The organism is Kitasatospora paranensis (genome assembly GCF_039544005.1).
Classification (GTDB): domain Bacteria; phylum Actinomycetota; class Actinomycetes; order Streptomycetales; family Streptomycetaceae; genus Kitasatospora; species Kitasatospora paranensis.
In genome coordinates this window covers 5,963,592-5,984,048 of sequence record NZ_BAABKV010000001.1, presented here as the reverse complement: position 1 = coordinate 5,984,048, position 20,457 = coordinate 5,963,592, and the positions used below count along the sequence as shown (strand labels likewise).

The following is a 20,457-nucleotide window of genomic DNA, read 5'->3' as shown; positions in this document are numbered from 1 at the left end:
CCGGCCTGCGCACCGCGCAGTACCCCGGGCGCCGACTGTCGGAGGCCCTGCTCCCCCGGAGCTCGCACCGCGCGCCCAGCTCCAGCTCGCCGCGATCAGCCGCTGGAACGCGCTGCGCGGCATCCGCGTCGGACTGGTGTCCGGCGCCCTGCTCCTCCTGCTGATCGGCGCCAACCTGGCGACCCCGATCTACCCCGTGCTCCAGCAGCAGCTCGGCCTGACCCCGCTGGACACCACCGTGCTCTTCACGGTCTACGTCTTCGCGCTCGTCCCGGTGCTCGCCGTGGTCGGCCACTGGTCGGACCACCTCGGCCGGCGCGCCCTGATCCTCCCGGCGGTGGGCCTGGCCGCCTTCGGCGACGTCCTGTTCGCGAACGCGCACAGCTTCGCGGTGCTCGCCCTCGGGCGCGCCGTGCAGGGCGTCGCGGTCGGACTGTCCACCGGCGCCGCCGGCGCGGCCCTGGGCGACCTGCTGCCGGACCGCCCGACGCTGGCCGCGAAGCTCACCCTGGCCTGCTCGGCCGGCGGCGTGGCGCTCGGCCCGGTGGTGGGCGCCACCCTGAGCACCGGCGAGCACCCGCTGCTCACCCCTTCCTGCTGCACGCGCTGGCGCTGCTGGCGCTGTGCGTGCCGCTGTCCCTCGTGCACCCGCGGATGCCCGGCCGGGAGCGCCCGGCGACCACCCCGCCGCGCATCACCACTCCAGCCCACCTGCGGCCGCAGCGCCTGCGGCTGCCCCGGCGCGGCCGCCGCGAGTTCCTGCTGGCGGCGGGTGCGGGCTTCGTGTCGTACGCGGTGTTCGGGGTGTACCTGAGCCTGGCGCCGGCGTTCGCCGCCCGGCTGCTGCACTCCTCGTCGCACCTGACCGGCGCGGTGGTGGCGGCCCTGCTGCTCGGCTCCTCGGCCGCCGCGCAGCTGCTGGTGCCGCCGACCGCGGACCGGCTGGTGATCGCGCTCGGCATGGCGGGCCTGGCGGCCGGTCTGGCCCTGGTGGTGGCGGCCGGCTACACCGGGACACCGGCGCTGCTGTTCATCGGCAGCGTGCTGGGCGGGTGCTGCCAGGGCGTGGCGTTCCGTTCCCTGTTCACCGGCGCGGTGGGCGCGATGGACCCGGAGCGCCGCGGCAGCGAGCTGTCGGCCCTCTGGGTGATCGTCTACCTGGGCAGTTCGCTGCCGATCGTGGCGGTCGGCGCGCTGACCCAGCGCTACGGCCTGCTGCCGGCGGTCAGCGGGTTCGCCGCGGTCGCGTCGGCGGCCTGCGTCGCCCTGGCGGTGGCGTCGGCGGCCCGGCCGCGCAGCTGCGTCGAGTCGTCGTCGGAGTAGTTCCCGAAGGAGCCGCTGAGGCCGCTGAAGAGCCCCAGCACCAGGAAGATCACCAGCAGTGCCTTCCCCCGCCGGACAGCAGCAGCGGCCGGGTCGCGGAGCGCGGCTTCTCCAGCGGCGGCAGCGACTCGTCGCCGAACAGCCGCTTGGGGTAGCCCGAGGTCAGCATCAGCGCGTACGCGCTGAAGCGGGTCATGAAGCGCAGGGTCGCCGCGGTCGCCTCGAACAGCGGCCGCGGCATCCTGCCGAGGACGAGCACGACGATCCAGATCACCAGGGCGGCGACGTACCAGCCGCTCGCCAGCAGCGCCTCCACGACAGCCGCGGGGATCATCAGGATCAGGCGGAAGAAGACCGCGAGCCGGTTCAGCGGGCCGGGCCGCAGGTCCACCCGGACGGGGTAGTCGGCCGGCTCCCAGGCGAACGGCGGGTAGCGGTCGACCAGCAGCATCGCGTCGGCGCGCACCCGGGTGTCGTACCGGACGTAGCCGGCCAGGTAGTTCTCGACCGGATCGGGCAGCCGGCCGAGGACGAGGGCGCCGAACCACCCGACGATCACCACCGGCACGGCGATCACCGAGAGCGCCCACACCACGATGAACTGCGGGATCAGCAGCAGCCAGCGGAAGAAGACCGTCAGGCGGCGCTGGGTGCCCGGTTCCGGGATCTCCAGTTCGGGCAGGACCTCGGTCGGTCCGGGCTGTGCGGGTGGTGCCTGCCAGGTGCCCGTCGCCACGTTGTGCTCCCTCGTCCCGTCGACCGGTGCGGACGACGGGATGACATTCCCGCTCCGGGGTGCCGCCGACACCTGGCCGGACCCGGACGGCGGAAGGCGCCGGAACGCGCGACCGCCCCCGCCCGGGAGGGGCGGGGGCGGGGGCGGTCGACGGGTGGTGCGTCAGACGTTGAAGCCGAGCGCGCGGAGCTGGTCGCGGCCGTCGTCGGTGATCTTGTCCGGGCCCCACGGCGGCATCCAGACCCAGTTGATCCGCAGGTCCTTCACCAGGCCGTCGGTGGCGGTCTTCGCCTGGTCCTCGATGACGTCGGTCAGCGGGCAGGCCGCCGAGGTGAGCGTCATGTCGATGGTGGCGACGTCGTCCTCGTCGATGTGGATGCCGTAGATCAGGCCGAGGTTGACCACGTCGATGCCGAGCTCGGGGTCGACGACGTCCATCAGGGCCTCGTGGAGGTCCTCGACGGACACGGTGCCCGCGCTGGTGAAGGCCACCTGGCCCTCGGGCACGGCGGGGGCGTCCGCGTCGGTCACGGCCTGCTCGGCCGGGGTCTCGCTGTCACTCATGGGGAGTCCGTCCGTTTCAGTCGTTGATGGCGGGCTGACCGCCCAGGGCCTTGGCGGTGGCGTCCTTCCAGGCCATCCAGCTGAGCAGCGCGCACTTGACCCGGGCCGGGTACTTGGAGACGCCGGCGAACGCGACCGCGTCCTCCAGCACCTCCTCGTCGCCCTCGCCCTGGCCCTTGCTCTGCATCAGCTCCAGGAAGGCCTCCTGGACGGCCTGGGCCTCGCCGACGGTCTTGCCGACCACCAGGTCGTTCAGCACCGAGGCGCTGGCCTGGCTGATCGAGCAGCCCTGCGACTCGTAGCTGACGTCCGCGACGGTCGAGCCGTCCAGGCGGACCCGCAGGGTGATCTCGTCGCCGCAGGTCGGGTTGACGTGGTGCACCTCGGCGTCGCCGTCCCGCAGCCCCTTGCCGTGGGGGTTGCGGTAGTGGTCCAGGATGATCTCCTGGTACATCGAGTCGAGCTTCATGCTGGCGTCACCCCTCAGCCGAAGAAGTTGCGCACGTGGTGCAGGCCGTCGATCAGCGCGTCGACCTCACCGGGCGTCGAGTACAGGTAGAACGACGCCCGCGTGGTCGCCGGAATTCCGTACCGCAGGCAGACCGGCCGCGCGCAGTGATGGCCGACCCGGACGGCGATGCCCTGCTCGTCGAGGACCTGGCCCACGTCGTGCGGGTGGATGTCGCCGAGCGTGAAGGAGATCGCCGCACCGCGGTCGACGGCCGTCCGCGGGCCGATGATCCGCAGGTCCGGCACCTCCAGCAGCCGCTCGACGGCGTAGGAGGTGATCGCGTGCTCGTGGGCGGCGACCTTCTCCATGCCGATGGCGGAGAGGTAGTCCACCGCCGCGCCGAGGCCGACGGCCTGGGCGATCGGCGGGGTACCGGCCTCGAACTTGTGCGGCGCCGGGGCGTAGGTGGACGAGCCCATGGTCACGGTCTCGATCATCTCGCCGCCGCCGAGGAACGGCGGGAGGTCCTCCAGCAGCTCCTGGCGGCCCCAGAGGACGCCGATGCCGGTCGGGGCCAGCATCTTGTGGCCGGTGAAGGCGACGAAGTCGGCCTCCAGGGCCTGCACGTCCAGCACCATGTGCGGGGCGGCCTGCGAGGCGTCGATGAGCACCAGGGCGCCCACCGACTGGGCCTTGCGGACGATGGTCTCGACCGGGTTGACCGTGCCCAGCAGGTTGGAGACGAGCGTGAACGAGACGATCTTCGTCTTCTCGGTGATCAGCTCGTCGATGTTCGAGAGGTCGAGCCGGCCCTCGTCGGTCAGCCCGAACCACTTCAGCTTCGCGCCGGTGCGCTGCGAGAGCAGCTGCCACGGCACGATGTTGGAGTGGTGCTCCATCTCGGTGATGACGATCTCGGCGTCCGCGTCGACGCGGTAGGGCTCGTCGGCCCAGCCGAGCATGTTGGCGACCAGGTTGAGCGACTCCGAGGCGTTCTTGGTGAAGATCACCTCGTCCCGGCTCGGCGCGTTGACGAACGCCGCGACCTTGTCGCGGGCGCCCTCGTACAGCGCCGTGGCCTCCTCGGCGAGCACGTGCACACCGCGGTGCACGTTGGCGTTGTGCCGCTCGTAGTACGCCGTGAGCGCCTCCAGCACCTGGCGCGGCTTCTGCGAGGTCGCCGCGTTGTCCAGGTAGACCAGCGGCTTCTCGTCGTGCAGCATCCGCTGGAGGACGGGGAAGTCCTTGCGGATCGCGTCGGTGTCGAGCAGGCCAGACAGGTTCGTCACTCGGAAGCGCCGCCCTTCACGTAGCTCTCGTAGCCCTCGTTCTCCAGCTTGTCCGCGAGCTCGGCGCCGCCGGACTCGACGATGCGGCCGGCCGCGAAGACGTGGACGTGGTCGGGCTTGATGTACCGCAGGATGCGGGTGTAGTGCGTGACCAGCAGGGTGCCGACCTCACCGGTGGAGCGGACCCGGTTGATGCCCTCGGAGACGACCCGCAGCGCGTCGACGTCGAGGCCCGAGTCGGTCTCGTCGAGGATCGCGATCTTCGGGCGGAGGAGCTCCAGCTGGAGGATCTCGTGGCGCTTCTTCTCACCGCCGGAGAAGCCCTCGTTGACGTTGCGCTCGGCGAAGGCCGGGTCCATCTGGAGCGCGGCCATGGCCTCCTTGACCTCCTTCACCCACAGGCGCAGCTTGGGGGCCTCGCCGCGGACGGCGGTGGCGGCGGTGCGCAGGAAGTTGGAGACCGAGACGCCGGGGACCTCGACCGGGTACTGCATGGCGAGGAAGACGCCCGCGCGGGCCCGCTCGTCGACGGACATGGCCAGCACGTCCTCGCCGTCCAGCAGCACCTCGCCACCGGTGACGGTGTACTTGGGGTGGCCGGCCAGCGAGTAGGCCAGGGTCGACTTGCCGGAGCCGTTCGGGCCCATGATCGCGTGGGTCTCGCCCTGCTTCACGGTGAGGTCGACGCCCTTGAGGATCTCGCGGGGGCCGTTCTCGGCCTCGACGGAGACGTGCAGGTCGCGGATTTCAAGCGTAGCCATGTGTACTCAGGACTCCTGGTTGACGGAGACGAGCACATCGTCCCCTTCGATCTTCACGGGGTAAACGGCGACGGGCCTGGTGGCGGGCAGCCCGGACGGCTTGCCGGTGCGCAGGTCGAAGCTGGAGCCGTGCAGCCAGCACTCGATCATGCAGTCCTCGACCTCGCCCTCGGAGAGGGAGACGTTCGCGTGCGAGCAGGTGTCGTTGATCGCGAACACCCCTCGTCGGTGCGGACGACGGAGACCGGCACACCGTTGAGTTCGACGCGCTTGGGAACGTCCTCGGCGAGGTCTCCCAGCGCGCAGGCGCGCAGGAAGCTCATGCCACGGTCGCTTCCAGCTCGGCCTCGATCTTCTCCATCAGGTGGTCCTGGATCTCGGCGACGCCGATCTGCTGGACCAGCTCGGCGAAGAAGCCGCGGACGACCAGGCGGCGGGCCTCGTCGGCCGGGATGCCGCGGGCCTGCAGGTAGAACAGCTGCTCGTCGTCGAAGCGGCCGGTCGCCGAGGCGTGGCCGGCGCCGACGATCTCGCCGGTCTCGATCTCCAGGTTCGGGATCGAGTCGACCCGGGCACCGTCGGTGAGCACCAGGTTGCGGTTGAGCTCGTAGGTGTCGGTGCCGACGGCCGCGGCGCGGATCAGCACGTCGCCGACCCAGACGGCGTGCGCGTCCTGGCCCTGCAGGGCGCCCTTGTAGACCACGTTGGAGCGGCAGTGCGGGGTGTCGTGGTCGATCACCAGGCGGTGCTCCAGGTGCTGGCCCGCGTCGGCGAAGTACAGGCCGAACAGTTCGGCCTCGCCGCCGGGCGCCGCGTAGTTCACCCGCGGGTGCAGGCGGACGACGTCGCCGCCGAAGGTGACCGCGACCGACTTGAGCGAGGCGTCCCGGCCGACCAGGGCGGTGTGCTGCGCGGTGTGCACCGCGTCGCGCTCCCAGTCCTGGACGGAGACGAAGGTCAGCTTGGCGCCGTCGCCGACCAGCAGCTCGACGTTGGCCGCGCGGGTGCCGGTGCCGGTGTGGTTGATCACCACGACCGCCTCGGCGAACGGCTTGACGTCGACGACCACGTGCGCGAAGCGCACGCCGCCCTCGCCGTGCACGTCGATCCGGACGGGCTCGGTGAGCACCGTCTCCTTGGGGACGGTCACCACCAGCGCCTCCTCGAAGGCGCTGAAGGCCTGGGCGGCGACCCGGTCGACCGGCTTGCCGGCCGTGCCCAGGCGGGCGTCGTCGCGGCCGACGGTCTCGGCGGTGACGCCCTCCGGCAGGGCCAGCTCCAGCTTGTCCTCGCCGCGCGCGCCCTCGGCCGCGGTGCCGTCGTGCAGCCCGCCGAGGCGGTGCAGCGGGGTGAACCGCCAGTCCTCCTCGCGGCCGGTGGGCACCGGGAAGTCGTTCACGTCGTACGAGGGCTTGACCGCGACGCGGGCGTCGATCGGCTGCTGGACGGCGGTGCGGCCGGTGCCGGGACCGGCCAGCTTCGCGCCTGCGCCGGCGGTGCCGACCTCGATCGAACCGGCGGTCGTGGCCCCGGTGTTGGTGTTGACCTCAGCCATGGCTGTCGTAGTGCTCTCTTCCTCAGGGTCTGGACGGTGGGTGCGGTGGCCGGGTGTCAGCCGACCGCGCCCTCCATCTGCAGCTCGATCAGCCGGTTCAGCTCCAGCGCGTACTCCATCGGCAGCTCGCGCGCGATCGGCTCGACGAAGCCGCGGACGATCATCGCCATGGCCTCCTGCTCGGTCATGCCGCGGCTCATCAGGTAGAAGAGCTGGTCCTCGCTGACCTTGGAGACGGTCGCCTCGTGGCCCATCGAGACGTCGTCCTCGCGGACGTCGACGTACGGGTAGGTGTCCGAGCGGGAGACGGTGTCCACCAGCAGCGCGTCGCAGAGCACGTTCGACTTGGCGCCGTGCGAGCCCTCGCCGATCTCGATCAGGCCGCGGTAGGAGGTGCGGCCGCCGCCGCGCGCCACCGACTTGGAGACGATGGACGAGGAGGTGTTCGGCGCCATGTGGACCATCTTCGCGCCGGCGTCCTGGTGCTGGCCCTCGCCGGCGAAGGCGATGGACAGGGTCTCGCCCTTGGCGTGCTCGCCCATCAGGTAGACGGCCGGGTACTTCATGGTGACCTTGGAGCCGATGTTGCCGTCGACCCACTCCATGGTCGCGCCCTCGTACGCCACGGCGCGCTTGGTCACCAGGTTGTAGACGTTGTTCGACCAGTTCTGGATGGTCGTGTAGCGGCAGCGGCCGCCCTTCTTGACGATGATCTCCACCACGGCGCTGTGCAGCGAGTCCGAGGAGTAGATCGGGGCGGTGCAGCCCTCGACGTAGTGGACGTAGGCGTCCTCGTCGACGATGATCAGCGTCCGCTCGAACTGGCCCATGTTCTCGGTGTTGATCCGGAAGTAGGCCTGCAGCGGGATGTCGACCCGCACGCCCTTCGGCACGTAGATGAACGAGCCGCCGGACCACACCGCGGTGTTCAGCGAGGCGAACTTGTTGTCACCGACCGGGATGACGGTGCCGAAGTACTCCTGGAAGAGCTCCGGGTGCTCCTTGAGCGCGGTGTCGGTGTCCAGGAAGATGACGCCCTGCTCCTCCAGGTCCTCGCGGATCTGGTGGTAGACGACCTCCGACTCGTACTGGGCGGCGACACCGGCGACCAGGCGCTGCTTCTCCGCCTCCGGGATGCCCAGCTTGTCGTACGTCGCCTTGATGTCGGCGGGCAGGTCCTCCCAGGACTCGGCCTGCTTCTCGGTGGAGCGGACGAAGTACTTGATGTTGTCGAAGTCGATGCCGGTGAGGTCCGAGCCCCAGGTCGGCATGGGCTTCTTGCCGAACAGCTTCAGGCCCTTGAGACGCAGGTTGAGCATCCACTCGGGTTCGCTCTTCTTCGCCGAGATGTCGCGCACGACCGCCTCGCTGAGGCCGCGCTTGGCAGCGCTGCCGGCCTCGTCGGAGTCGGCCCAGCCGTACTCGTAGGTGCCCAGGCCCTCGAGCTCCGGGTGTGCGATGTCAGTCATGCGAATTTCCTCCGCGCGGACGAGCCGTTTCGGTTGGGGACGTACCGGCAGTCGGCACGGCACCGGGCGTCCGCTGTGCTGCGGACGACGGTGCGGCACCGGATGCCGGCACATACGTGGTGCAGACCCCGTCGCCGTGGGCGATGGTGGCCAGCCTTTGCACATGGGTGCCGAGAAGCTGCGAGAAGACCTCGGTCTCCGCCTCGCAGAGCTGCGGGAACTGCTCGGCGATGTGCGCGACCGGGCAGTGGTGCTGGCAGAGCTGCGCTCCGGCCGGGGCCTTCGAACCGCCGGCGGACGGAACCCGCCGCACCGTCGCAGCGTACCCGTCGGCGCTGAGCGCCTCGGCGAGCGCCTCCGTCCGACCGTCGGCCTCGGCGAGCTCCAGGGTGTCGAGGTAGCGCTGCCCCTGCTTGGCGAAGCGGGCCCGGGCGAAGGCGGCGACCGCCTCCTCGCCCGCGGCGCCGCCGCCGACCGCCTCGGAGATCCAGCGCAGCGCGTCGGCGGCCAGCTGGTCGTACGCCTGGTAGAAGGCGTCGCGGCCGGACTCGGTGAGGGCGAAGACCTTGGCCGGGCGGCCGCGGCCGCGGCTGCCGTAGACCCGCTGCTCGCGCGACTCGACCAGGCCCGCGAGGGCCAGCGAGTCGAGGTGGCGGCGGACGGCGGCGGCGGTGAGGCCGAGCCGGCCGGACAGGTCGGCGGCTGAGGACGGCCCGTGGTCCAGGATCGACCGGGCGACCCGGTCCCTGGTGGCCCGGTGGCCGTCCAGCAGGACCTCGGCCGCCGTCGCGGGCACGGCACAGCCGGGGGCCGACTCGGCCACCCTGTCCTGTACGGAGTGCTCGCGCATGTTTTTCACAACACCATTGTTGCGTAATTCGTTCCGGAGGAACAAGCCGTGACCCAGGCCTCATCGATGACGTCAGTCACGCAGGTAAGCCTTACCTGACCTGCGGAAAGCGGGCAGCGGAGCCCGTGCGCGGCCCCCGGGCCGCCGCCTCTTACACTCGCCGGTATGCAGACTCCACCCGCCGTCGAGGTGACCGGGCTGGTCAAACGGTACGGCGACAAGACGGCCGTGGACGGCCTCGACCTGGCCATCAGCCCCGGCACCGTCACCGCCGTGCTCGGCCCCAACGGCGCCGGCAAGACCACCACCATCGAGACCTGCGAGGGCTACCGCCGCCCCGACGCCGGCACCGTCCGGGTGCTGGGCCTCGACCCGGTGGCCGACGCCGCCCGGCTGCGGCCGCGGATCGGCGTGATGCTCCAGTCGGGCGGCGTGTACCCGGGCTCCCGCGCCGTCGAGATCCTCCGCCACACCGCGAAGCTCTACGCCGACCCGCTGGACGTGCCCGCCCTCGTCGAGCGGCTCGGCCTGGACTCCTGCGGCCGCACCCCCTACCGCCGGCTCTCCGGCGGCCAGCAGCAGCGCCTCGCGCTGGCGATGGCCGTGGTCGGCCGCCCCGAGCTGGTCTTCCTCGACGAGCCCACCGCCGGCCTCGACCCGCAGGCCCGCCGCGCCACCTGGGAACTCGTCCGGGAGCTGCGGCAGGGCGGCGTGACCGTGGTCGTCACCACCCACCACATGGACGAGGCCGAACAGCTCGCCGACGAGGTCGCCATCGTCGACCGCGGCCGCGTCGTCGCCACCGGCACCCCCGCCGACCTCTGCCGCGCCGACGGCAGCCTGCGCTTCGACGGACCGCCCGGCCTCGACCTCGCCGCCCTGGCCGCCGTGCTGCCGGACGGCGCCACCGTCGCCGAGGCCGCCCCCGGCGCCTACCGGGTGGACGCCGCCGTCGACCCCCGGCTGCTCGCCTCCGTCACCGCCTGGTGCGCCGACGCCGGCGTGCTGCCCGAGAAGCTCGGGGTGCAGCGGCGCAGCCTGGAGGACGTCTTCCTGGAACTCACCGGACGGGAACTGCGCTCGTGACCGACTACACCCCCGGCCGGGCGCCGCCCCGGTCGGCCGGATGCTGCTGGCGCAGACCGCGCTGGAGACCCGGATGCTGCTGCGCAACGGCGAGCAGCTACTGCTCACCGTGATCATCCCCAGCGTGCTGCTGGTGCTGTTCAGCACGGTCGACGTGGTCGCCGTGGACGGCCCGGGCAAGCGGGTCGACTTCCTCGCCCCGGCCTGCTGGCGCTGGCGGTGATGTCGACCGCGTTCACCGGCCAGGCCATCGCCACCGGCTTCGAGCGCCGCTACGGCGTGCTCAAGCGGCTGGGCGCCACACCGCTGCCCCGCTGGGCGCTGCTGACCGCCAAGACCGGCTGCGTGCTGGTCACCGAGGCGCTGCAGGTGGCGCTGCTGTCGGTGATCGCCCTGGCGCTCGGCTGGTCGCCGCAGGGCAACCCGGCGGCCGTGGTGGGGCTGCTGGTGCTCGGCACCGCCGCGTTCTCCGGGCTGGGGCTGCTGATGGCCGGCACGCTGAAGGCGGAGGCCACGCTGGCCGCCGCCAACCTGGTGTTCATCCTGCTGCTGCTGGCCGGCGGGGTGGTCGTGCCGCTCGCGAAGTTCCCGTCGGCCGTCCGATCGGTGCTGGAGCTGCTGCCGATCAGCGCGCTCTCGGACGGGCTGCGCTCGGTGCTCCAGCACGGCGCCGGGGTGCCGTGGTCGGACCTTGGGGTGCTCGCCGTGTGGGCGGTGCTGGGCCTGGCGGCCGCCGCCCGCTGGTTCCGCTGGGAGTGACGGTGCGACACGTGCGCCCCGGGCCCTGCGGGTCCGGGGCGCGCGTGTCCGGCCGCCCTGCGGCGGGCCGGTGAGGCCGGGTCAGCCGGCCGGGGTGACCGGGTGTCCGAAGCCCTTGGCGCCGACGGCCTTGACGACGGCGGCGGCCGCGGCGGCGGAGCTGTCCACCCGCCAGTCCGTCAGCTGCGTGCTGCCGGGCCACTTCTTGCGCAGGTCGTACCAGACCAGGCCGATCAGTCCGTTGGTGCCGGCCGCGTTGGAGAACAGGTCGTTGATCTGGGCGACCTTCTGCGGGCTCTCCGCGACGCCGGTCTCGGCGATCAGCAGCGGCTTGGCGGTGAAGCCGCGCAGCGTCTTCAGGGTCGGCGCGAAGAGCGTCCGGAAGGCGGTGCCGTCCTGCGGGCCGTAGTAGCCGATCAGCCCGAGCCAGTCGACGTAGTCGTCGCCCGGGTAGTAGGGCTTGACCGGGGCGCCGGTGCCGCTGTCGGCGACGTGCGGGGTCCACATCCAGATCACGTTGGTGGCCTGCTGGTCGCGGAAGGCGTCGTGCAGGCGCTGCCAGGCCTTCACGTACTCGTCCGGGGTGGCCTTGCCGGGCCCCCAGGGCGCCCAGGCACCGTTCATCTCGGGGGCGAAGGCGATCACCACCGGGCCCTGGAAGCCGCGGACCTGCTGGGCGAACCGGGTCAGGTAGGCGTCCTCGCCGCCGGAGGCGATCCGCGACAGCGGCGTCTGGTCGGGCACCAGCGACAGCAGCGGCAGCACGCCCGACTTCCACAGGGCGGTGTTGCCCGCGGTGTCGAAGTCCTCGCCCCACTCCTGGTAGTACTCCCGCACGTCCGGGCGGTGGCCGGCCTTGGCCGCGAAGGCGTCGACCGGGCCGAGGTCGGCCGGGCCGCCCTCGGAGGCGACGCCGAGCATCCGGCCGGTGGGCGTGCGCAGCGCCGAGGCGTCGTACGGCGGCAGGACCGGCGCCGACGAGGAGGCCGCAGGGCCGGGGGCGCCCGCACCGTCGCCGGCGGACCCGCCGTCGGCGGTGGAGCAGGCGGTGGCGAGCAGCGGGACGGCGATGGCCAGCGCGGCCAGCCGACGGGCGGCGGGGCGGGCGAGGGGTCGTCTGATCACGGTGGAGCCGTTCTGGGAGTCTCTCAGCCGGCGGGGGCGAGGGGGCTGCGGGCATCCTATGGGGTGAACGTCGGCCGTCCGCCAGGCATGGATCGTAGGCAGGGAATCTCGATACGGTCACAAGGGAGCCCCATAACCGCCCAAACCGAACATTGACGCGGAATCAGGCACGTCGGGTGAACTAGCGTCCGTGTAACGCACCCCGCGCGGGTGCGGCTCACTTCGGGAAAGGCGCATGCGGTGGCCCCAGCGATACCGGCATCCGTGCCCACTCCGGTCGGGCCGGCCGGGCAGGTCACCGCCCCGCTCGAACAGGTCGTCGCCCCGATCGAGGGCGCCCCGGTCTTCGTCGACCAGTCGGGCACCCGCGGCCGCCGGCTGCGCGGCCTCGGCTGGCTGGTGGGCCTCGCCTCCACGATGCTGGCCGCGGCCATGACCGGCAGCCTCGTCGGACTCCAGTCGCACGCCCCGGCCATCAGCGTCCCGCCGCAGCCGTCCTCCACCATCCCGGTGCCGAGCGCCCACGCGAGCGTGCTCGGCACGGCCCCCTCGCTCTCCCCGTCGCCCAGCCCCGGCGGGTCCGCGAGCGGCTCCGCCCGCCCGTCCGGCAGCGCGCGCCCCAGCGGCTCGGCCCGGACGAGCACCAGCGCCCGCCCGGGCACCAGCCACAGCCCGACCGGCCACGTCAGCCCGCCCCCCACCCACAAGGCGACGACGGGCATCAAGACCACGCCGGCGACCGGTTCCTCCGTCCGGGCCACCCGCGCCGGCTACGACGACGAGAACGGCGGCGACAACCGCGAAGGCCAGGACGACCGGGCCGAGGGCAGCCGGGCGCCGGCGGCCGCCGTCCCCGCGAGCTGAGCCGCCGGCCGGCACCGGCCCGCCCACCGCCCCACCTCCCGCGCCCACCCGCCAGGCCCCCAGGAACAGCCCATGTCCCGCCACCAGCGCCCCCGAGAGTCGATCCGCCGACCCCGCAGGCTCGCCGCGCCACCGCTGCGCTTCTTCCTGCCGGTCACCCTGCTGGTCTGCCTGCTCGCCCTCATGGTGCTGCGCGGCATGGCCACCAACGAGGTCTTCCACGACGAGCGCACCGCCGTCTCGGTGGACAAGGGGACGGTGCCGCCGAACCTGCTAACCGGCGGGCCGATCATCGATGCGCGCGGGGCGAAGAACGACCACCCGGTCAGCTACTCCGTGCCCGACCACACGGTGGTGCTGAGCTTCGACGACGGCCCGGATCCGAAGTGGACCCCGCAGATCCTGGACCTGCTGAAGGCCCGCCACATCCACGCCAGCTTCTTCATCACCGGGTCGATGGCGGCCCGGAACCCCGCCCTGATCCGCCGGATCGTCGCCGACGGCCACGAGATCGGGCTGCACACCTTCACCCACCCCGACCTGGCCCTGCAGACCCAGACCCGGCTGGCCTGGGAGCTGGGGCAGACCCAGCTGGCGCTGGCCGGCGTCGCCGGCGTGCACAGCTCGCTGTTCCGGCCGCCGTACTCCTCGACCGCCGACGCCCTGGACGACTGGAACTGGCCGGTCACCAAGCAGATCGGCAAGCTCGGCTACCTCACCGCGTTCATCGACTCCGACACCGACGACTGGAAGCGGCCGGGCGTCGACGAGATCGTCAAGACCGCGATGCCGAAGGTGCCCGGCAAGGGCGAACTGGTGCTGCTGCACGACGCCGGTGGCGACCGTTCGCAGACCGTGGCGGCGCTCGGGAGGATCATCGACGAGCTCCAGGCGCAGAACTACCGCTTCACCAGCATCTCCGAGGCGCTGGGGGCGAGCAACGCGATGACCCCGGTGCACGGGTACCAGCTGTGGGCCGGCAAGGCGTTCATCTTCGGCACCCAGATCGCGGTCAACCTGCTGCCCTGGCTGGTCGACCTGCTGGCGTTCGTCGGTGTGCTGGTCTTCGCCCGCTTCGCGCTGATGCTGGTGCTGGCGTCCCGGCACGTCTGGCGGACGCGCCGCCCGGACTTCACCTGGGGGCCGGAGGTGACCCGGCCGGTCACGGTGCTGGTGCCGGCCTACAACGAGCAGGAGTGCATCGCCAACACCCTGAACTCGCTGGCCGCCAGTGAGCATCCGATCGAGGTCATCGTCATCGACGACGGGTCGAGCGACGACACGTCGAAGATCGTCGAGGAGATGGACCTGCCGTTCGTCCGGCTGATCCGGCAACCCAACGGCGGCAAGCCCTCGGCCCTCAACAACGGCATCCGCAACGCCTCGTACGACATCGTCGTGATGATGGACGGCGACACCGTCTTCGAGCCGTCCACGGTGCGCGAGCTCATCCAGCCCTTCGCCGACCCGGCGGTCGGCGCGGTGGCCGGCAACGCCAAGGTCGGCAACCGGGACACCCTGATCGGGGCCTGGCAGCACATCGAGTACGTGATGGGCTTCAACCTCGACCGCCGGATGTACGACACCCTCAACATCATGCCGACCATCCCCGGCGCGATCGGCGCCTTCCGGCGCGAGGCGCTGCTGCAGGTCGGCGGGATGAGCGAGGACACCCTCGCCGAGGACACCGACATCACCATGGCCATGCTCTGCGAGGGCTGGCGCGTGGTGTACGCGGAGAAGGCGCGCGCCTGGACGGAGGCGCCGGCCAGCATGCAGCAGCTGTGGTCGCAGCGCTACCGCTGGAGCTACGGCACCATGCAGGCGATGTGGAAGCACCGCCGCGCGGTGATCGCCCGCGGCCCGGCCGGCCGCTTCGGTCGGGTCGGCCTGCCGCTGGTCGTGCTGTTCGGCGTGGTGGCGCCGCTGCTCGCCCCACTGATCGACCTGTTCCTGCTGTACGGCATCTTCTTCGTCGACGCCCCGAAGACGATCACCGCCTGGGCGGCGGTGCTGCTCGTCCAGGGCGGCCTGGCCTGGTTCGCCTTCCGGCTGGACAAGGAGAAGCCGTGGCACCTCGTCACGCTCCCCATCCAGCAGGTCGTGTACCGGCAGTTGATGTACCTCGTCCTGCTCCAGTCGTCGATCACCGCCCTGACGGGCGGCCGGCTGCGCTGGCAGAAGCTCCGGCGCACCGGTGAGGTCGCCGTGCCGATCGTGGAGGCCTGACCGTGTCCGCTCCAGCCGACCGGGGCGACCGCCGCCCGATCCCCGACCGCCGGGGGCCGGGCCCGGACGAGACGCTCAAACTGCGGGTGCCCGCCGACCTGAAGGAGCTCGCCGACGCGGCGGACCGCGCCGCCGCGGACCGGGCGGCCGGTGCCCGGCGTGCGCCCGCGTCCGCCGCCGCGGCACCCGCACCCGCACCCGCACCCACCGCGGCACCTGCCACGGGCCGGGCGCCGGCGGCCGGCCGGACCCCGGCCGCGGGCCGGACGTCGACGCCGCGCCACGACGAGACGCTCAAGCTGCGGATGCCGTCCGACCTCGCCGAGCTCGCGAAGGCCTTCGACGCCCAGTACGCCTCGGGGTCGGTCGGCCCGGAGGCGGTCGTCGACGCGCCGGTGGTGGAGGAGCCCAAGCCCGTCCGCAAGGGCGGCCGCGACCGCTACCTGGACATGCTGCGCGCCCTCGCGCTCGGCCGCGTGGTGCTCTACCACAACTTCGGCTGGACCTGGCTGCCGCTGGTGTTCCCGTCGATGGGCGTGATGTTCGCGCTGGCCGGCTCGCTGATGGTCCGCTCGCTCAGCCGGCCGGCGATGAGCGTGATCCGCGGCCGGCTGCGGCGCCTGCTGCCGCCGATGTGGCTGTTCGGCGTGATCCTGATGTCCTTCGAGCTGCTGGACGGCTGGGGCCCGAACTCCGAGGGGCACCCGGGCTGGTGGTGGGGCAAGCTGGCGCTCTGGATCCTGCCGCTGTCCACCCCGCCCTTCGGCTCGAACCTGCACGGCTTCCACGGCCTGCTGGACACCAGCTGGGCCGAGCAGCTCGGCGTCCCGCTCTGGTACCTGCGCGCCTACCTCTGGTACGTGCTGCTGTCCCCGCTGATGCTGAAGGGCCTGCGCAAGCTGCCCTGGGTGACGCTGTTCACCCCGCTGGCGCTCTCGTTCGTCTTCAACTGCGGCCTCTTCGACCAGGAGGGGCGCATCTGGGAGACCGCGACGGACTTCACCACCTTCGGCTCCTGCTGGATCCTGGGCATGGCGCACTCGGAGGGCGTGCTGCGCCGGCTGCCGCAGTACCTGGCGCCCTCGCTGGCCCCGCTGATCATGGTGGGCGGCCTGTGGTACCTGATGAGCCGTCCGAACGACGATCCGACGGTCGCGAGCGACCTGGAGAGCATCCCGTTCGCGAACGCGGTCTGGTCGTTCGGCTTCGTCCTGCTGCTGCTCCACCTCAGCCCGTCCTGGGAGACCTGGCCGCGGCCGCTGGAACGCTGGAACGGCTTGATCAGCCTGCTCAACGCCCGGGCGGTCAGCGTCTACCTCTGGCACAACACCGCGCTGGTGCTGTCGATCCCGATCATCGACCAGCTGTGGAACGTGGACTTCCTCTTCAACCACGCCCAGTGGCTGCTGCGCAGCCACTGGTTCCCGCTGATGGTCGCGCTGCCGCTGATCGGCCTGCTGGTGCTGTCGTTCGGGTGGATGGAGGACGTCGCGGCCAAGCGCTCGCCTCGGCTGTTCCCCTATCCGCGCCGGGCGCGCGGCAGACGCCGGGCCGCCTGAGCGGCGCGGGGGCGTGCCCGGACCCTCCGCGAAGATCCGGATCCGGGCAACCTAGGATGAAGCGGTGCGTACCCCCTTCGCCTTGCTCGCCGACCGCTGGCACCCGACGGCCGCGACCGTCCGCCGGGCCGCGCTGGCCGCGCTCGTGATGAGCGTGGTCATCGTGGTCACCGGCGGCGCCGTCCGGCTCACCGCCTCCGGCCTCGGCTGCACCACCTGGCCGCGCTGCACCGGCGAGAGCCTGACCCCGACCCCGCAGATGGGCGTCCACGGTGTCATCGAGTTCACCAACCGGATGCTGACCTACGTGCTCTGCGCGGCGATCGGCTGGGCGATCCTGGCCGCGCGCTGCGCGCGGCCGTGGCGCCGCAGCCTGACCCGGCTCGGCTGGGCGCAGTTCTGGCTGGTGATGAGCAACGCCGTGATCGGCGGCATCACCGTGCTGACCGGCCTCAATCCGTACGTGGTGGCCGTGCACATGGTCGCCGCGATGGCCCTGGTCTGGGTCGCGGTGCTGAGCTGGGAGCGGTCCGCGGAGGGCGACGGGGCCCCCGAGCTCGCGGTGCCCGGGCCCCTGCACCGGCTCTCCTACCTGCTGGTGACGGTGATCGGCCTGCTGGTGCTGGCCGGCACCCTGGTCACCGGCGCCGGACACCACCCGGGCGCGCCCGGCGCCGACGGCAAACCGGTGTGGCGGATCCCGCTGGACTACGACCGGCTGGCGCAGGCCCACGCCGACCTGGCGTTCCTGTCGGTCGGCCTGGCGGTGGCGGCGGTCTTCGTGCTCGCCGCGGTCAAGGCCCCGCCGGCCGCCCGGGCCCGGGTCCGGGACCTGCTGGTGGTCCTGCTGCTGCAGGGCGTGCTGGGTTTCGTCCAGTACTTCACCGACGCCCCGGAGCTCATGGTCGGCCTGCACATGCTGGGCGCCACGCTCACCTGGGCGGCCGCGCTGCGGGTGCCGCTGGCGCTGCGGACCAGGGCGGACGCCCCGGCCGACCTGCCCTCCCCCGCGCTCGCCAACGCCTGAGGGCCGGCACCCGAGGCCCCGCGCTCGCCAACGCCTGAGGGCCGGCCCTCGCGGACCGGCCCTGCGGGTGCGGCGGCGTCAGATCTGGATGCCGGCCATCCGCTTCCACTCATACGGGCCCGTCCTGACCTTGAGGCCGAGCTCGCCCTCGAAGGAGTCGTGCAGCTTCAGGCCGGCCAGTTCGGCGGCCCGCTGCCCGACGGCGTACGTCGGGGCGACCTGGTCGCCCCAGGCGCCGTCCGCGCCGACCAGCACGATCCGGGTGGCGGTGCGGCCGACGTACTCGACGACGCCCTCCGCACTGCCGCCGTGCTGCGCGGCGAAGGCGTTGATGTGCTTGGCGATGCGCTTGGCCCGGCGCTCGACGCGGGCGTCCGGCGTGGCGGGGGTGGCGGTGTCTGCGCTGCTCATGCCCCGCATGCTACCGACCGGTACACGCGGTGGCGACGGGAGCGCCGTGTGCGGCGGGCCACATACCCTGGAGCGGTGACTTTCGAAGGCTGGTCCGCCGAGGCGCTCGAGTTCTACGAGCAGCTGGAGGCCGACAACTCCAAGACGTTCTGGGCGGCGCACAAGGAGCGGTACGAGGAGGTGGTGCGCCACCCGATGGCCGATCTGCTCGACGCCCTGGAGGACGAGTTCGGCCCGGGCAAGATCTTCCGCCCCTTCCGCGACGTCCGGTTCAGCGCCGACAAGACCCCGTACAAGACGCACATCGGCGCCTACCTGGAGGCCGGCGGCTACATCCAGCTCTCCGCCGACGGCCTGGCCTGCGGCAACGGCATGTACCAGCTCGCGTCCGACCAGCTGGCGCGCTACCGGGCGGCGGTCGCCGAGGACGTCACCGGCGCCGAACTGGAGCGGGTGATCGCCGCCGTCGAGAAGGCCGGCCCGTCCGTGGTCGGCCGCGACCCGCTGAAGTCCGCCCCGCGCGGCTACCCCCGGGACCACCCGAGGATCGGCCTGCTCCGCAACAAGGGCCTGATCGCCTGGCAGGAGTGGGAGCCCGCGGCCTGGCTGGGCACCCGGACGGCCCGGCAGCGGATCACCGCCTTCCTGCGCGACTCCCGGCCGCTCAAGGACTGGCTGGACGGACACGTCGGCCCGAGCGACCTCCTCGGCGCTGACCCCCGTCGGCGTCCGAGCGCCGTACCGGCCGTCGGCACCCTGGCCGGGCGGTACCGGCTCTGGTAGGACTGCCTGTCATGGGACCTGCCAGGCAGCAGCACGAGGACGCCCCGGACCGCGCCCGCTACGACGTGGTCGTGGTCGGCGGCGGACACAACGGCCTGGTCGCGGCCGCCTACCTGGCCGCGGCCGGGCGCAGCGTCCTGGTGCTGGAGCGGCTGGACCGCACCGGCGGCGCGGCGGTCTCCGCCGAGGCCTTCCCCGGCACGGGCGCGCGGCTCTCCCGGTACTCGTACCTGGTCAGCCTGCTGCCGCAGAAGATCGTCGCCGAGCTCGGGCTCCGGTTCGCCGTCCGGAGCCGCCGCATCTCCTCCTGGACGCCGGCCGAACGCGACGGCCGGGCGACCGGGCTGCTGGTGGACCGGGCGGACGCGGGCCGCACCGCCGCCTCCTTCCGGGCGCTCACCGGCTCCGACCGGGACCACGCCGCCTGGCAGGACTTCTACGCGATGACCGGGCGGGTCGCGACCCGGGTCTTCCCGTCGCTGACCGAACCGCTGCCGAGCCGGGCCGAGCTGCGCCGGCGGGTGGACGACCCGGCCGCCTGGGACGCCCTGTTCGAACGCCCGCTCGGCGAGACGGTGGAGCGCACCTTCACCGACGACCTCGTCCGCGGGGTGGTCCTCACCGACGCGCTGATCGGCACCTTCAGCCACGCCCACGACCCGTCGCTGCGGCAGAACCGCTGCTTCCTCTACCACGTGGTCGGCGGCGGCACCGGGGACTGGAACGTCCCCGTGGGCGGCATGGGCGCGCTGACCGACGCACTGGCCGACGCGGCCCGGGCGGGCGGCGCGACGATCCGCACCGGCTGCGAGGTCACCGCGATCGATCCCGGCGGCCCGCTCGCCGAGGTGGCGTACCGCACCGCGGACGGCTCCGAGCACCGGGTCGGTGCCGGGACGGTGCTGTGCAACGCCGCACCGCGGACGCTGGACCGGCTGCTCGGCCGAGCCGGGACCGGGCCGGCCCCGGTCGGCTCGCAGCTCAAGGTCAACATGCTGCTGCGGCGGCTGCCCCGACTGCGGGACACCGCGGTGGACCCCCGGGAGGCCTTCGCCGGGACGCTCCACCTCGCGGAGGGCTACCGGGAGCTGGAGACCGCCTACCGGCAGGCCGCCGCCGGACGGCTGCCGGAGCCGGCACCCTCGGAGATCTACTGCCACTCCCTGGCCGACCCGTCGATCCTGGGGCCGGAGCTGGCCGCGCGGGGCGCGCACACCCTGACCCTCTTCGGGCTGCACCAGCCCGCCGACCTGTTCGCCGCCGGCCTCGACCGCCGGGCCGCGCTGGACGCCGTACTGGCCCCGCTGCAGGACTGCCTGGCCGAGCCGCTCGCGGACTGCCTGGCCGTGGACGGCGAGGGCCGGCCCTGCGTCGAGGTGAAGACCCCGCTGGACCTGGAGCGGGACCTCGGGCTGCCGGGCGGCAACATCTTCCACCGCGACCTGGCGTTCCCGTACGCCGACGAGGAGGGCACGGCCGGCCGCTGGGGTGTCGCCACCGGCCATCCGCGGGTGCTGCTCTGCGGCGCCGGTGCGGTGCGCGGCGGCGGGGTGAGCGGCATCCCGGGCCACAACGCGGCGATGGCCGTCCTCGGGCGGTAGACGAGCCCCCGGCCC

The 20,457-nt window shown here is 72.6% G+C and carries 19 protein-coding genes and 2 pseudogenes; 10 read left to right on the top strand and 11 right to left on the bottom strand.

The genetic code is table 11. From position 1 onward, the window contains the following. The first annotated feature begins 136 nt into the window (after window positions 1-136). Window positions 137-814 (top strand): MFS transporter, encoded by a 678-nt coding sequence (locus ABEB13_RS28450; protein WP_345707720.1) that lies wholly within the window; start codon window positions 137-139, stop codon window positions 812-814. Next, entirely contained in the window at window positions 784-1,323 is a 540-nt protein-coding gene (locus ABEB13_RS28445; protein ID WP_345707719.1) for a hypothetical protein, read from the top strand. Before ABEB13_RS28450 ends, ABEB13_RS28445 begins: the two co-directional genes overlap by 31 nt. Before the next feature lie 49 nt (window positions 1,324-1,372). Here the strand turns inward: ABEB13_RS28445 and ABEB13_RS28440 are convergent, their stop codons facing one another. The 9 genes and pseudogenes from ABEB13_RS28440 to ABEB13_RS28400 form a co-directional block, all read right to left on the bottom strand. Then, window positions 1,373-2,059, bottom strand: a complete 687-nt coding sequence (locus tag ABEB13_RS28440; RefSeq protein WP_345707718.1) for a DUF4389 domain-containing protein — start codon at window positions 2,057-2,059, stop codon at window positions 1,373-1,375. 162 nt (window positions 2,060-2,221) lie between these two features. Next, window positions 2,222-2,623 carry a metal-sulfur cluster assembly factor gene (locus ABEB13_RS28435; protein ID WP_345707717.1) on the bottom strand — a complete coding sequence of 134 codons (402 nt, stop codon included), beginning with the start codon at window positions 2,621-2,623 and terminating at the stop codon, window positions 2,222-2,224. Between the two features lie 16 nt (window positions 2,624-2,639). Continuing rightward, window positions 2,640-3,092: a Fe-S cluster assembly sulfur transfer protein SufU gene (gene sufU / locus ABEB13_RS28430; RefSeq protein ID WP_100888148.1), complete on the bottom strand. Its 453-nt coding sequence runs from the start codon at window positions 3,090-3,092 to the stop codon at window positions 2,640-2,642. A gap of 14 nt (window positions 3,093-3,106) precedes the next feature. Continuing rightward, on the bottom strand, window positions 3,107-4,363 hold the full coding sequence (locus tag ABEB13_RS28425; protein WP_345707716.1) for a cysteine desulfurase: 1,257 nt from the start codon (window positions 4,361-4,363) through the stop codon (window positions 3,107-3,109). After that, a complete protein-coding gene (sufC, locus tag ABEB13_RS28420) occupies window positions 4,360-5,124 on the bottom strand; it encodes a Fe-S cluster assembly ATPase SufC (protein ID WP_100888150.1) in 765 nt (254 codons plus the stop codon). The genes ABEB13_RS28425 and sufC overlap by 4 nt, the downstream gene beginning before the upstream one ends. Window positions 5,125-5,130: 6 nt before the next feature. Continuing rightward, window positions 5,131-5,447 (bottom strand): annotated as a pseudogene (locus ABEB13_RS28415) (bifunctional 3-phenylpropionate/cinnamic acid dioxygenase ferredoxin subunit). Then, a complete protein-coding gene (gene sufD, locus ABEB13_RS28410) occupies window positions 5,444-6,679 on the bottom strand; it encodes a Fe-S cluster assembly protein SufD (protein WP_345707715.1) in 1,236 nt (411 codons plus the stop codon). Before sufD ends, ABEB13_RS28415 begins: the two are co-directional and overlap by 4 nt. 56 nt (window positions 6,680-6,735) lie before the next feature. Continuing rightward, window positions 6,736-8,148 carry a Fe-S cluster assembly protein SufB gene (sufB, locus tag ABEB13_RS28405; RefSeq protein ID WP_100888153.1) on the bottom strand — a complete coding sequence of 471 codons (1,413 nt, stop codon included), beginning with the start codon at window positions 8,146-8,148 and terminating at the stop codon, window positions 6,736-6,738. Beyond that, complete coding sequence (locus tag ABEB13_RS28400) at window positions 8,141-8,998, bottom strand: helix-turn-helix transcriptional regulator (protein ID WP_345707714.1); 858 nt, start codon at window positions 8,996-8,998, stop codon at window positions 8,141-8,143. The genes sufB and ABEB13_RS28400 overlap by 8 nt, the downstream gene beginning before the upstream one ends. 165 nt (window positions 8,999-9,163) lie before the next feature. Between ABEB13_RS28400 and ABEB13_RS28395 the strand changes: the two genes are divergently transcribed. Further along, window positions 9,164-10,084 carry an ABC transporter ATP-binding protein gene (locus ABEB13_RS28395; protein WP_345707713.1) on the top strand — a complete coding sequence of 307 codons (921 nt, stop codon included), beginning with the start codon at window positions 9,164-9,166 and terminating at the stop codon, window positions 10,082-10,084. Between the two features lie 40 nt (window positions 10,085-10,124). Continuing rightward, a pseudogene (locus ABEB13_RS28390) lies at window positions 10,125-10,843 on the top strand (ABC transporter permease). A gap of 81 nt (window positions 10,844-10,924) precedes the next feature. Here the strand turns inward: ABEB13_RS28390 and ABEB13_RS28385 are convergent. After that, window positions 10,925-11,968, bottom strand: coding sequence for a glycoside hydrolase family 26 protein (locus ABEB13_RS28385; RefSeq protein WP_345707712.1), 1,044 nt, complete (start codon window positions 11,966-11,968; stop codon window positions 10,925-10,927). Window positions 11,969-12,232: 264 nt separating this feature from the next. Here ABEB13_RS28385 and ABEB13_RS28380 point away from each other — a divergent pair, with 264 nt between their 5' ends. The 4 genes from ABEB13_RS28380 (at window position 12,233) to ABEB13_RS28365 (ending at window position 17,647) form a co-directional block, all read left to right on the top strand. Beyond that, on the top strand, window positions 12,233-12,832 hold the full coding sequence (locus ABEB13_RS28380; protein WP_345707711.1) for a hypothetical protein: 600 nt from the start codon (window positions 12,233-12,235) through the stop codon (window positions 12,830-12,832). 72 nt (window positions 12,833-12,904) lie between these two features. Next, the gene (locus ABEB13_RS28375; RefSeq protein WP_345707710.1) at window positions 12,905-15,061 is read left to right on the top strand and encodes a bifunctional polysaccharide deacetylase/glycosyltransferase family 2 protein; all 2,157 of its coding nucleotides are present in this window, start codon (window positions 12,905-12,907) and stop codon (window positions 15,059-15,061) included. A gap of 2 nt (window positions 15,062-15,063) precedes the next feature. After that, window positions 15,064-16,620, top strand: coding sequence for an acyltransferase family protein (locus ABEB13_RS28370; RefSeq protein ID WP_345707709.1), 1,557 nt, complete (start codon window positions 15,064-15,066; stop codon window positions 16,618-16,620). 64 nt (window positions 16,621-16,684) lie between these two features. Beyond that, window positions 16,685-17,647 carry a COX15/CtaA family protein gene (locus ABEB13_RS28365; protein ID WP_345707708.1) on the top strand — a complete coding sequence of 321 codons (963 nt, stop codon included), beginning with the start codon at window positions 16,685-16,687 and terminating at the stop codon, window positions 17,645-17,647. Window positions 17,648-17,725: 78 nt separating this feature from the next. Here ABEB13_RS28365 and ABEB13_RS28360 read toward each other — a convergent pair whose 3' ends face one another. After that, the gene (locus ABEB13_RS28360) at window positions 17,726-18,058 is read right to left on the bottom strand and encodes a hypothetical protein (protein ID WP_100892554.1); all 333 of its coding nucleotides are present in this window, start codon (window positions 18,056-18,058) and stop codon (window positions 17,726-17,728) included. Window positions 18,059-18,133: 75 nt separating this feature from the next. Between ABEB13_RS28360 and ABEB13_RS28355 the strand changes: the two genes are divergently transcribed. Next, window positions 18,134-18,841: a DUF2461 domain-containing protein gene (locus ABEB13_RS28355; protein WP_345707707.1), complete on the top strand. Its 708-nt coding sequence runs from the start codon at window positions 18,134-18,136 to the stop codon at window positions 18,839-18,841. Window positions 18,842-18,852: 11 nt separating this feature from the next. After that, window positions 18,853-20,442: a phytoene desaturase family protein gene (locus ABEB13_RS28350; RefSeq protein WP_345707706.1), complete on the top strand. Its 1,590-nt coding sequence runs from the start codon at window positions 18,853-18,855 to the stop codon at window positions 20,440-20,442. Window positions 20,443-20,457: the final 15 nt, after the last annotated feature.